This window comes from Bradyrhizobium prioriisuperbiae, assembly GCF_032397745.1.
In the GTDB taxonomy this organism is placed as follows: domain Bacteria; phylum Pseudomonadota; class Alphaproteobacteria; order Rhizobiales; family Xanthobacteraceae; genus Bradyrhizobium_A; species Bradyrhizobium_A prioriisuperbiae.
Genome location: NZ_CP135921.1, coordinates 7,385,375 through 7,399,028 on the forward strand (window position 1 = coordinate 7,385,375; position 13,654 = coordinate 7,399,028).

6 protein-coding genes are annotated in these 13,654 nt (G+C 62.4%); 5 read left to right on the forward strand and 1 reads right to left on the reverse strand.

Features of this window, described 5'->3' with window-relative positions:
- Positions 1 to 36: 36 nt before the first annotated feature.
- From RS897_RS34590 to RS897_RS34610, 5 genes are all read left to right on the forward strand, one after another.
- On the forward strand, positions 37 to 975 hold the full coding sequence (locus tag RS897_RS34590) for a hypothetical protein (protein WP_315833158.1): 939 nt from the start codon (positions 37 to 39) through the stop codon (positions 973 to 975).
- A 61-nt stretch (positions 976 to 1,036) separates the two neighbouring features.
- The gene (locus RS897_RS34595; RefSeq protein WP_315833159.1) at positions 1,037 to 3,211 is read left to right on the forward strand and encodes an eCIS core domain-containing protein; all 2,175 of its coding nucleotides are present in this window, start codon (positions 1,037 to 1,039) and stop codon (positions 3,209 to 3,211) included.
- A gap of 102 nt (positions 3,212 to 3,313) precedes the next feature.
- Entirely contained in the window at positions 3,314 to 5,836 is a 2,523-nt protein-coding gene (locus RS897_RS34600; protein WP_315833160.1) for a hypothetical protein, read from the forward strand.
- A gap of 11 nt (positions 5,837 to 5,847) precedes the next feature.
- The gene (locus RS897_RS34605; protein ID WP_315838836.1) at positions 5,848 to 10,173 is read left to right on the forward strand and encodes a contractile injection system tape measure protein; all 4,326 of its coding nucleotides are present in this window, start codon (positions 5,848 to 5,850) and stop codon (positions 10,171 to 10,173) included.
- Between the two features lie 4 nt (positions 10,174 to 10,177).
- Entirely contained in the window at positions 10,178 to 11,536 is a 1,359-nt protein-coding gene (locus RS897_RS34610) for an ATP-binding protein (RefSeq protein ID WP_315833161.1), read from the forward strand.
- Between the two features lie 46 nt (positions 11,537 to 11,582).
- Here RS897_RS34610 and RS897_RS34615 read toward each other — a convergent pair whose 3' ends face one another.
- Entirely contained in the window at positions 11,583 to 13,517 is a 1,935-nt protein-coding gene (locus tag RS897_RS34615; RefSeq protein WP_315833162.1) for a hypothetical protein, read from the reverse strand.
- Between the last annotated feature and the right edge of the window lie 137 nt (positions 13,518 to 13,654).

Genomic DNA, 13,654 nt, shown 5'->3' on the forward strand with positions numbered 1-13,654 from the left:
CGTGCGTTCATCGGCAGGTCCAAAGTGGAGACAACAATGCACACATTCTCAGTATTGCGATCCGGCGGCCAGGCTGAGCAATCGACCGGAGCTGCCGCAAGGAGCGATCTGTCGCACGCGGCCGTGACGCCGGCTGTCACGGCACAGTTGCGCCAGGCCATGAATGAGAGCGCTGCGGCCAGCGCGATGACGCAACTGAAGCAGTCGCTCAATCAGTGTCCCGCAGTCGTGGCACAGAGACAGGCCGCCCAGGACCTTTCAAGCCGCTCGATTGTCCAACGCTACACTTATGTGAGTGAAGGCAGCTTCCGCGGAAAACGGTCGCAGTATGGTCGCTATGTCACCGGCGAAGACCTGTCGGAAATGTATGCCCGGCCTGGCAACGACGTCGAACGAAGCACCAAGACGTCAGAAACGGCGGTGATCGATGGACGGGACTACGATGTCTGGAAGCCCTCGTTCGACGTGATCCAGGACTGCGTCGCCGCCATGGAGGAGCTGATGCACGGGGAGAAGCTGAAATACGGAGCGCCCGAGCTCTCGGCGTTCCGCGACAGCACGAAGTCAACGCGGTTCTTTGGTGATTCCGACCAGAGCAACAGAACACTCGGCAAGGAAACCGATCTCGGAGCCTCCGCCGATCCCGGTCTGCTGGAGGGTTTTGTGATCGCACGGCAAGGATACAAGCGCAAGGAGGCCCGCCCGCAATTCCACGGTGCAACCGTCGTCGCCCAGGACGGCAACGACAGCGTCACGCTTGAGACCACCGCACCGACCTCCGGCTCGATCTCGAGAACCCGCGTGGATGCAGTGTACGACATGTATGGAAGCAGCAAGACCAAGAAGCAGTCATTCAAGCATGCCTACCAGGCGGAGTATGGCAGCGATGCGACGGTCTCCGTCATTGAGCCCGTCAAACCGCTTCCCAAGGGCACAACGGTGCCGATGTCAGAGAAGATGGTGATCGACTTTTAGAGCGCCCCCGGCTGATGCAAGGGCGTCAGATTGATGATGAATGAACAAGGGAGTCCTAATCATGCCTGACTTTCTTCGGATCGCGCAGACCGGTCGACCGGCCCGGGATACAGCCATGCGCTCAGGGGACAACGCGGCTCATTCCGACCAGACGCCCGCGGCGACGCTCCAGACGAAACTCGCGCAGCAGTTGAACGCCGGTGTCGCCGTGCAAGCGCAGATGCAGCTTGGAGAGGCGCTCAACCAGCGCCCGAGCGTGGCGGTGCAGAGAAAGCTGTCGAGCGCGCTATCCAGCCGCACGGTTCAGCGCGAGACCATGCCTGACGACGACGAACTGATGCAGGGCAAGTTCGAGCCGGTTCAGCGGCAAAGCGGCGGCGACAGTCTTGATCAGGTCGACGACGAGGAGCCGGTGCAGGGGCAGTTCGCGCTGGATCAGAGCGATGTGGTCTCGGACGAGGACGAGCTTCTGCAGGCGAAGCGCGGGCCGGTCCAGCGCCAGGCATCTTCGGACGACGAGCTCGTGCAGGCGAAGCCCGCACCGGCGCAGCGACAGCCGCAACCCAACCGGACCGGCCTGCCCGACCACCTCAAGAGCGGCATGGAGAACCTGTCCGGCTTCGCCATGGACGATGTCCGTGTCCACTACAATTCGCCACAACCCAAGCAGCTGCAGGCGCTGGCTTTCGCGCAAGGGTCCGACATTCATGTTGCGCCGGGGCAGGAGCAGCATCTGCCTCACGAAGCCTGGCACATCGTGCAGCAGAGGCAGGGGCGCGTTCAGCCGACGCTGCAGATGGAGAACGGCGTCCAGGTCAACGACGAGACCGCGCTGGAGCGCGAAGCCGACCAGATGGGGAGCAGGCTTTCGTCAGAAAGGCAACCGGCCAGCGTTCAGCTCAAGAACAAGGTATCGTCAAGCTCGTCACCTGTTCAGGCCAAAATCGCGTATCCCATCGCAACCGGCGTTGGCCCCATCAAGAACGAGTCCGCGCTGCTGGCATTCCTCGAGAGTCGCTACGGATCGACGACACCCGTGCAGATGTTGGATCGCTACGTCCAGGATCTGGAGCGGCAGACAATTGTCTACTCCGACATCGGCGACGTAAACCATCAGGTCGAAACTCGCATTCGATACGACGCCCTTGGAACAGAGAAGTGGCGCGAATTTATCGATGCCAAAGACCACAAAGCCGCGCTCGCCGCGGCCGAGCGCGGCGCGATCAAGCATCCTGGCCAATACTACGATTATCGGAAGCTTGGTCCGGACGACGAACTCACCAAGACCGGAGATCACTACAAGGCCTTCCTGGACGCCGACGCGTTCGTCAGCGCGCGATTGAATACGAAAATGAACGCCGCCGAATACCTTCACATCCAGGCACTGGCCGCCCAGGGATTAAGTTCCTCAAAACAGGGATTGAGGAAGGGAGACGCAACCTGGGCACTCCCTCCGGGCGCGAGCAAGAAACAGCTGGACGCCCTGAAGGCTAAAGGATTGGAGAATTTGACGCCGGATCTCGCAAAAGGCGGGTTAACCGTACATGTCCCGCTACCACGAGACGGCCTCGTAAAACACATCCAGAAACAATTCGATACCTACTACACGACGCTGGATCTCTCCAGGGACAGTATCTCCCGTCTCTCGACCATTATCACGTTGTACGAATCTCTTGAAGCCGTGCACGCGTTCGAAGACGCGACCTCAAGGACCAACCATCTGGTCTTGAACAAGCTGTTGACAGAGAATGGTCTCAATCCAGCAATCCTGAACGAACCAAACAGTCCGACCAGCGACGAAGATGAGTTCGGGCGGCATGTTGTTGAAGGGATCGAGCAGACGCGTGACATAGCCAACATCGTACCCCAAACAGACAGGTTGGGCTCGATCAAGACGCTCGCAGAGCATCGAAAAGAATCAGACCTGGATGCCGAAGTTGCACGGCGGTTTGGGACAAGCGCGAGCGATCCGGGACGTCCGACGTTTGTGTCAAGACGTGATACGCTCGTTGAACCGTTTCATGCAGATCTGGACCGTTTGATGGGCGACGGCGAGCGCGAACACATCGAGCGGCTAGCGCCGATCCCGAAGAAAGAATCAGAGCAGGATGATGCACCCCGAACTTCCAGGGTGAAAAAAACCCTGAAAAGAGAGGAAGAAAGGGGAGCGCGATTGATTCTCGGAAATCGGCGGATCGACGAGCATCTCAGATACGGAAGCAGCAAGCAGAAATAGCAGGGCGCACTTCAGTTTGATCATTCAACATGCGGAAAGTTGAGCCTAAAGGCGGTCATTTGCATAAATTTCAGTAGTGCCGAACGTAGCGTCAAGAGAGCCATGAACCTGGAGAAATCTTCGATAAACCCTGCGACGCCCGCCAACAAGGGGCTCGACTACACCTGGCTCAAGCAGGCGGGTACGGAACTTATTCAGCAATTGGCTGGCGACATCTGGACCGATTACAATGAGCACGACCCTGGTGTCACCACCCTCGAACAGCTCTGCTACGCGCTCACCGACCTGTCCTATCGCGCCGAATTCCCGCTCGATGCACTGCTGATCGATCCCCGCAGCGGCCGCATCGATACCCGGCGGCAGGCGCTATTCGTTCCGCGCCGCATCCTGCCGTGCAATCCCCTGACCCAGAACGACTACCGCAAGCTTATCGTGGACCGGGTCGAGGGCGTCGCCAATGCCTGGCTGACGCCCCACCCTGTGACCGACGCCGAGCCCGTCAACGGCCTCTACGATATCGCGCTTTACGCGCCTGGGGCCGATCCTTGCGCATGCGACGGGGACTTCCAGCCCGATGCCATCAGCGCGCGGACGGAACGGGTCTATTGCCGGCATCGCAATCTCTGCGAGGACGTTTACGCCATCCACATTCTCGAGCCGCTCGTGATGCGCGTCGGCGCCGCGGCGAGCATCGACGACAGCCGCACGCCGGAATCGATCCTCGCGGCCTTGCTGTTCAATCTTGGCAATTTCCTCGCGCCCGAGTTGCGGCGCCGCCCGCTGGACAGCCTGCTGGCCGCCGGCATGACGACGGATGCCGTCTTCAATGGCCCGCTGCTGCGCAACGGCTTCATCAGCGACGATCAGCTTACGCCGAAGGCCGCCGAGATCCCGGTGTCGGGCATCGTTCGCGTGATGGTTCGCACGCCGGGCGTCACCGGCCTACGCGACGTATGGGTGCGTGTCGGCGACGACGACCACAGCTACAGCGGCGGCGAGCTGATTCCGGTGCCGGCCAAGGACATCCCGCAGCTCGACACCCGTCCCAGCCGCGATGGCTACACCATTCGACTGTATAGAAAGGGCATCGAGGTGAAACCCGATCCGGCGCGGGTCCGGCGCGAGCTCGACCGGTTGTGGGCCGGCTATCGGCGGACCTACCCGCTGATGCCGCAATATCTGCAACACTTTGCCGTTCCGCAGGGCCGTTACCACGACGTCAGGTCGTACTATTCGATCCAGAACCAGTATCCGAACACATACGGAATCAACAGCAATGGGCTTCCCGACGATCCCACGCCGACGCGCCAGGCCCAGGCCAAGCAACTCAAGGGCTATCTCCTGGTCTACGATCAGCTGCTCGCCAACTTTCTCGCTCAGCTGAGCCATGCCAAGGATCTGTTCTCGACCGAGCGGGATCTTTCGCAAACCTACTTTTATCAATACCTGAATCGCTCCGTTCCGGACGTGGAGCCGCTGTTGCGACCGGACTACCGCGACGGCCTTGCGGCCATCGTGCGCAGCCAGGACCCGGTGATCGCGCGCCGCAATCGCTTTCTGGATTTCCTGCTCGCGCTGAGTGGTGAAACGCTCGGCTCGTTGGCGCTCGCCGAAGACGGACGCAATGGAGGGCAGCAGCCGGCAGCAGGTCAGCAGGAGATGGATGCGAAGCTTGCGCTGCTGCATCGCTTGGTCGCGAGCACACGCGGCCGCGGACGTGGCTTCGATTACCTCGCGCCTGCATCGCCCGCCAATATCGCCGGCATGGAAATCAAGAGTCGCATTCAGCTCGGCATGGACCTGCACAAGTCTCACAGGCACGAAGATGTTTTCGTGGAGCTGGCGATCGAGATTGTGGCTTCCGACGCCGAGGCCTCGATCGGCCGGCCGCTCGGCGACGACACGGACTTCACCGAGGACACGTCCGTCGCCCCACCGTCGGTGGACGAGCAGCCCAGGGTCGTACGCGACGACGCCATGCATCCCTCACCCCTGCGCGGGCAAAAGGTGACGGGAGATTTCCTGCGTGCCGCCGCAATCCCTGGAAACTGCCGGATCGGATCGCTGCCGGGACGCGAAGGCATCGCCGTCGTGTGCAGGTCGCACGACCAGACCCGGTGGTACTTTGTCGGCAGATATGCCGATCAGGAGCGGGCGCGCATCGTGGTCGATCAGCTGATCGAATTGGCAGGCCAGCTCTGCCGCCACGCGCACGAGCTCCACATCGTCGAGCACACGCTGTTGCGGTTCGGTCGCTGGGAGGGCAACCTCGACGAGCCAGACACGAAGCCGCACCACGGCGAGCAGGTGGAGCCGACCCCGTTCGTCTACAGTTTCACGATGACGGCCGTGCTCGCGAGCCCCGATGACGGGGTCGACCCTGATGATTATCGAAGATGGGTCCATGAGGTGATCCGGCAGAACAGCCCTGCCCATATCGTGGTCGACTACTGCTTCCTGCGCTTCCGGGAGATGCGGCATTTCAAGACGCTGTACGATGCCTGGCGGTGGGCGCTTCGGCGCGGAGACAGGGAGAGCATCGTCGTCACCTCGCGGCGTCTGCGCCGCTTTCTCGCAAGGCATCAAGGTGATGCCGACGACGCTGGCGAAGCGCGGGAGCCATAGACGTGCGGCATATGATCCGGCAACAGATCCTCGACTTTGACGTTGACAGCGAGGCACTGGCGCTGGCGCTGCAGCCCGGCATCGCGGACATCAACCGGCGACGCATCCTGCCGCTGATCGAACGGGTGCTCGACGAGCTTGCGCCGTTCGGCCAGCGCATCAAGATCGCGCGGCTCGACATCGATCTCGGCGATCTGCCCATCGAAAATCTCGAGCAGGCGATCGAGGATGCTCTTTATCCGGCGTTGCGCGACGCCGTGGAACAGGCGCTGCGAAGCGCCTCCAATGACGCGTCGGCAGATGTCCGGGTGCAGCCGGAGACGATGTCCCAGCTCGATCTGCTTGAGCACTATTTGCTGGGTGGGACGCTGCAATTCCTGGCCAGCGGCCAAACATTTTCGGCAGAAGAACTCGTGCTGGAACTGTCGAGCCGCGATCCGGCCAACCTCGTCGCCATGATGCGACGCCACGCACACGACCAGCGTTTTCTGGAACGGATTGTCCTGCAGCTGGATGGGACATCAATCGGACGCCTGCTGCATTTGCTCGCGCCCGAGCATGCCGCCCTGATCCTGGCCTATATGCTGGATCTCCGGCACATCCATCGTATCGAACCGCTGCTGGGCCTGCATGACGATGAACTCAAACGGCTGTTGTGGGTTCTGGTTCTGAGCTACGTGCTCCGCGATCCAGGATCGCACTTCAATCGCAAGAGCTTCTTGCGATGGCTGCTGGAAGGGGTCGCGCAATCCGCTACGCTCGACTATGGCGACCTCGTCAAGACACTCCAGCGCGGCCTGGATGAAACGGAACGGCATCAATCGCTGACATCTTCCCTACCCGCGGTCCTCAATGAGTTGCTGCAAGAGCTATCTGCGGAGGATACCGAAAGCTCACGGGACGAGGCGACCGCGGAAGCTTGGGATAAGCGGGCGCGAGAGTTCGCCCCGCCGCTCGGGCACGGCGGCGCGACTTCGCGATTGGCGTCTCTCACGCAGTTTCTCCTGCATGGAACGTGGCCGTCCTCCGGCCCGGCCCGGTCGACCGAACAGCGGGTGCTGGAGCTCCTGCAAGCCGAGCCGGACGGTCTGCGCGACCTCATCCGCCGGCACGGCGCGCGCAGCGGCCTGATCCAGCGGCTCGTCGGCGCGCTCAGCGAGGCAACGCTGCAGCGGATGCTCAATCTGCTCGATCATGAACATGCGGCGCTCATCCTCACCTACCTCGCCGACATCAGGCGGGCCCATCGCGCCGCCCCGCTGATGCCGCTCACCGACGATCGCTTCGCGCAGCTGTTGTGGATTCTGAGTTTGACCTACGTCGTGCGCGACCCAGGCACGCAGTTCAACCGCAAGAGCTTCGTGCATTCGCTGCTGAAAGACATCGCACAACGCGAAGGTCTCGACCTTGCCGATTTGTCCCGGACGTTGCAGCTGGGATTGCAGGCGGTCGAGGCCCATCCAGCCCCCGCATCCTCGCTGCTGGGCATCATCCGCGAGCTCGCCGATGACCGCGTGCTGTGGCCCCTCGATCCGTCGCGGAGTGACGCAGAGGTCGAGGCCGACCATGAAAGCGATCTCGACAACTATCTGTCCCACCGGCGAATGCTGGCCGGCTGGGAGGCTGCCGACGCCGGCGCCCGGCTGCGAGATCTGCTGGTTGAAGCGGCCACCACGGGTGTGACCAGCGTCGCCGATCTGCTTCGGCGCCTTGCACGCCGGGCGGGCCTTCCCCTCTCGGCGCTCATCAACCGGCTGCTCCTGGACATGGAACCGGCCGAGCTGCTGGCGCTGATGGCGCCGGCACATCAAGCGGCGATCACAGACTTGATCGGGCGCATCAGCCAAGACCAACAACCCGCCGGCTCTGCGGCGGCGACACAAGATGCGCTGTGGGTCGCCGCCCTGGACCATCTGCTCGGTCACGCCACCGGAAGCCTGAACCTCGCAGCGATGCATCGTCATATCGTCGCTGCGGTGCGCCCCGATGTGGAGGCCGTCCTGCCGGACGAGTCCAGCTCTTCGGTGCCAGCGCGGGATGACCGCGCTCATGCCCTGATCAGCGCCCCGATTCGCGCGTTCGCGGCCTACGATCAGGCCGAGACCCTGCGTTATGTGCTGCGATACGGCTTGCTGCCATGGGCCGCGCTCCTGCGAGACACCCACATTACCGTCGAGCGCAGTTTTGCCGATCTCCTCCGGCTGTCACCCGCCGCGCTACAATCAATCGTCGCTGGCGTCCCGGTCGGCGAGCAGGCGATCATGGCCACGCGCCTCGCACACGCGTTACCCGAGGACACTCTGCTCGCACTGCTGCTGCGCTTGCTCCCGCCGCCGGGAGAAACGGACAGCCCCTTCCGCTCGTCGCTGATGACCTTCGCCGACCAAGCCAACGATCGACGCGTCTTCTACGCGAGCGTCATCGCCGCCATGCTCGACGGCCGTGTCGTCGACCTCGATGAACTGACTTCCAGATCCGCGCCTGGGGCCGCCGTCGGGCCGATCCTCGCCGACGACTTGTCGAACGCCGCCCCTCACGCCATCAAATCCGTGCTGACCGGACGACTTCGTGCTGGCGCGGATGTCTTGCCCGCCGAACCGACAACGGCCACGCTCCTGAAGGCATTGATGACGCGCGATCCGGACGATGCCCGGGATTTCCTCCAGGCGGCCGGTGAGCAGCGGGACCTGCGCGCCGCGCTGGCGCGGCAGGATTCCGCGAACGTTCTCCAGGCCGTCATCGACGCGCTTTACCCGGCCGAGGCTGCAGTGCTGCACGCCATCGTTCGCTCCCTTGCAGCGCCGTCGCCGGGTCGCCGTTTCGACGCCGATCCAATCCACGGTGAGCTGCTGCTCGAAGGCGTACTGAGCCTGGCCACCGGCCGGCGGCTCACGGCAGACTTCCTGCGCCGCCTGCTAAACGTGTTATTTGGTGAGCCGCTGCCGGACCAGGCACGCGCAGCGCTCGCGCGAGCGCTCCCCCTATGGCGACAATCGAGCCCGCTGCTGGCGACGCAAGCGGATTCCTTTGCCGCGATCATCGCCAACGACCAATGGAATTTCGGCGCCCCTGCGCAGACGCAAAGCCCCTCGCGGACCGATGCCACCCCCAGGCTGGAAGACGCCGTTCTCGCCTTTCTACGCGACGACAGTCCGGACCTTTCCGGAGCAGCGGACGCGGCGGGATCGGACCGGTTTTCCGCCGATATGCTGACCTATGCGCTCGGCCGCATGCTCGACTCCAATATGAATGAGGTCGCCGATGTCGTCCGACAAGCTGTCGCCGACCGGCGGCAACGCGAACGATGGATCCAAGTCCTGCCAGGTTCGGCCCTGGCGCGGCTCGCCTATCTGATCGAGCCGAAGCAGCACCACGCCCTGCTGACGGCCGCGGAGATTCTGGTCGCAGCCTGGCGGCAGAGCGCACCGCATGGATCTGCGAGCCCCCACGCGCAGCTCTGGGGTGCCTTGCTCGACTTCCTAGCCGAACACCAGAGCGCCGACAGGTCCGTCGAGCAACTCGTGACCGATTTTCTCGCGCGCAGCGCCGCCGTCGCCGAAGACTTCGCCGCACGATGGTTCGTGCAGGCAGGCCGCCTCGCCCAGGCCGCAGGCCACACCCAGCTGGTCGCCGCCCTCGGCCGGACCCACCCCAGCATCTCGAAAGCCACTACCGCCTTCGACCCTTCAGCCGCTGAAGCGCCGGCCAACGACACCGGCAAACCACCGAATGCGCCCCACTTGCGTCCCGCCACGCCGAAAGGCAATCGGTTGAACACGAAGACCGCTTTCAGCCTCCTTGCGGAGGACGCTCGGGCCGGCGGCGAGCCGATCTATATCGGCAATGCCGGCCTGGTGCTGACGAGCCCGTTTCTGCCGCACCTGTTCCAGAAGCTTGACCTGCTGGGGCAAAACGACAAAGGCCGCCCGCGCCTGCGGGACCGGCAAGCGATCTCGCGAGCCGTTCACCTGTTGCAGTATCTGGTCGACGGACGCACCGCGGCACCAGAGCCGCTGCTGGTACTCAACAAGGTTCTGTGCGGGGTGCCCATCTCCACGCCGGTCGCCCGCGAGATCACGCCGACGGACGACGAGACGAGGCTGTGCGAGTCGCTGCTGAAATCCATGATCGCGAGCTGGCCGATCATCGCCAGCACTTCGGTCACCGGCCTGCGCGAAACGTTCCTGCAGCGCGAGGGAAAGCTGCAGCGCCTCGATGACGGCTGGAAACTGCGGGTTCAGCGCAAGACCGTCGACGTGCTGGTCGATCAGGTGCCATGGAGCATTTCCATTCTGTTTCACGCCTGGATGCCGGAACCCCTTCATGTGAACTGGTAACGTCATGAGCACCGAAAGACTGGCCGACAACGCCGCCGTCATCGATCGCGAAATCGCCTGGTTCCGCGACATCCTGGACTCGCGCTTCAAACATCATGGCCAGGAAACGGCCGGGCCCGACCCGCTCGACCATATCGCGCCCCCGTCCCTGTCACGCAGCAAAGCGCCCTATGCCACCGTCATCCAGGCCTTCAAGATGGGCGCCGCCGAGCGCCTGGCCCTGATTCTCGCCTACATCCCGCACATCAAGCCCGAGATCCTCGATCCCTTCCTGATCCACAATCAATCGGTCCAGCGCCGCTTCACGGAGTTTGGCGGTCTCACCGGTCAATCCCATGGCGGGTTCCTGCCCACCGGCGAGACCACCATGTTCATGCTGGCGGGCAGCAACACCCGGGCACGCCTGCGCTTCCATCATCTGTTCAGCAGCGAGCATTACTTCCGCAGCCACAACATCATGGTGCTCGATCACCGTCATCAGGACGAGCCGCCGCTGTCGTCCGCGCTGCGTCTGACCGCCGAGTATGTCGAGCGCCTCACCACCGGCCTTTCCTTTCAGCCACCCTACAGTCCGGAATTTCCGGCGCAGCTCATCACCACGCCGTTCGAATGGGACGATCTCGTGATCGACGCGGCGACGCGGCAGGACCTGCAGGACATCATCACGTGGGTGAAGAACCACGACATGCTGATGAACGACTGGATGCTGAGGAAGCGGCTCAAGGCAGGCTACCGCAGCCTGTTCTATGGACCGCCGGGGACCGGCAAGACGCTGACCGCATCCCTGCTCGGCAAGATGACCGGGCTGCCGGTCTATCGCATCGATCTGTCCAAGGTGGTGTCGAAATACATCGGCGAGACCGAGAAAAATCTGGCCAGCCTGTTTGACCATGCTCAGCACCAGAACTGGATCCTGTTCTTCGATGAAGCGGATTCCCTGTTCGGCAAGCGCACAGAAACGCGCAACGCCAACGACCGCGCGGCCAATCAACAGGTGTCGTACCTGCTGCAGCGGATCGAGGATTTTCCTGGCGTCGTCATTCTCGCCACCAATCTGCGGACCCAGCTCGACGAGGCCTTCACCCGGCGCTTCCAGTCCGTCACCTTGTTCCGCATGCCGAATGCCGAGCAGCGGCTGCGCCTGTGGGAGGATAACTTCAGGGACAAGCCCTATCACCTCGCGTCCGACGTGAACCTGGAACAACTAGCGCGAGAATACGAGTTATCAGGCGGCAGCATCATCAATGTGCTGCGCTATGCCTGCCTGCAAGCCGTCACGCGCAGCCCGCAACTGATCCTTGCAGAAGACATGATTTACGGCGTGAGACGGGAGTTGCACAAGGACGGCAAGTTCCTGAGCTGAGAGGCGATGCGTGACCCGGAACGGGCCGGGCTCAACAGGGCCTTTCTTACATGCTGTCGTCGTCAGATCCCTCGTCGTCCTCGTCCGACATGTCTTCCTCCGATGTCGCAACCGGCTCAACCATGCGGGGAAGGAGCGCTTTGACATTGCCGTAGAAATAAGCCGCCTCCAGTCGCTTCTCACCGCTATCCAGCAGCGCGACGATTCTTTGCATCATCTCCACCTGCGGACCATAGTGGGTCGATTCCTTGATCCTTGCGATGCGCGCCTTCGTGGTCGCAAGCTGACCTTGGGCAGATGGCGGCGTCCCTGCACCCGTCTTCTCAACCACGTTGCTCATGACGCGTGCCCAGATCACCCGCGCGAGATATTCGACGATCCCTTCGCGCACGTCCGACTCGATGCTTTCAGGCAGTGCATTGGCGAGAAAGTCCGCGAACGCCGGATGTTCGGCGCTATGCAGGGCTTCGTGGATCAAGGTCTGATAGAGCTCCCACTGGTCCTCAAGCGAGATCTTGGTCTTGTCGGCTTCGATGTAGATATCCGGGCCATAGGTGATCGGGCCCCAACTCAATCGAAGTTGGGCCAGCTTGGCCAGGATGGCCTTGACGCCCGGTTTCTCGCGCTCGTTCCAGATCGCTTGCGCATAGGCCTCCCGCACACGGCCGATGGAGGATTCCCCATGCGATCGCTGCTGCACCTGGGTCAACACATGTTCGACCTGCGGGATGCTGGACATGGTCCAGTGCAACGCCTTCTCCGCAGCACTCTCCTTGGCTTCCGGACTGGCGTTGCCCCAACGCGCTGTCGCATGGTGCAGCCGCGCGTTCCGGAGGTTGTCGAGCGCCCTCGTATCGTGGCCATGGAAAGCAGTGGCATAGAGCATCTTGACGCCGTAACTTTCGAGAATGTCGCTAACCGCCCGGACAAGGATCGCGGTGCGCTCCCCCGACAGATCGATCTCCGGTTTGTCCCGCTTTGGGATCTGCTGCACTCCGGCCGTTGCATATCCATCGAGAGCGATAACGATTTCGCGCGCCGCATCGGAAGAGATGTCCTGTGCAGGAATCGGGGGATCCACAGCGGTCGCGGTGTCTTGGCCCAGCAACAAGCTCTTGATCGGCTCGGATTGTTCCACCCCCAGTGGCGGGAAATACTGGTACCCGGCGCGTTCACTGAACCTTTCCAACGCCTCACGGAAAATCGTCCCGTCCCAATCGGAGCTCTCACCTGCTCTCCATTTTTGGCTCAGTTCCACGATCAGGTTTCGCAGCGGGACAAGGTTAGCTCCATGCTTTTCATTGAACGCATTCCAGAATGGGACGGTGTCCGGCTCGACCGACGGTGGATCGAACATCTCCGGAGCGGATTCGCCGCGCACATCGGTGGCTGGAAATCCAACCGGATCCAGCTGCATGTTTTCCTCCCCGAGACCGAGAAGAGCCCGCAGTTGGTCGAGAAAACGCTTGAACGCAGACCAATCTCCGCTGTCGAGGCGGTAGTCATCATGCTCGTCGATCATCACCTGCAGTGCGGCGACGATTTGCTGTGTCAAGACCTCGGAACCTGCAGTGGGATGCAGCAACTGCCACTCGCTGACGATGCGCCCGTAACGCCGGGGCGTATATTCAGCGAGAAACCGCTGTGTCTCCGCAGCATCGTTGAAGAATTCGACGCGATTGCTGAGGGGGATATATGAGATGGTCCGCTGGACGATCCTATCGTCTCGACTACCGGCCACATCAGATGCGGAACGATCGGCAGCACCTGTCGCCCTTCCCGGGTTCAGGACACGCTGCAACACGCGCTGTGACTGGACACGCGGGCTTCGATCGAGCGACTGCCGCATCTGCAGCAGCGATTGCACGCGCGGGCTATGGTTCAACGACACGCCCATAGTTTCGGCAACAGCGGCCGGATCGCTCCCGTCGGCTGACTGTTGCAGAGCCTGCGCCCGATCCGCGTGTGCATAGCCGCTCACGATACCCGTCCGTGCTGCCGCGCCTGATCCGCAGCTATGATCATCGATGGCGCCTGAAGACGCAACTATTTCGTCACGGCTGGCTCGAGCATGCCGGTCTTGGGAAGCGGCTCCCCGAGCAAACCCCGACAAACTAT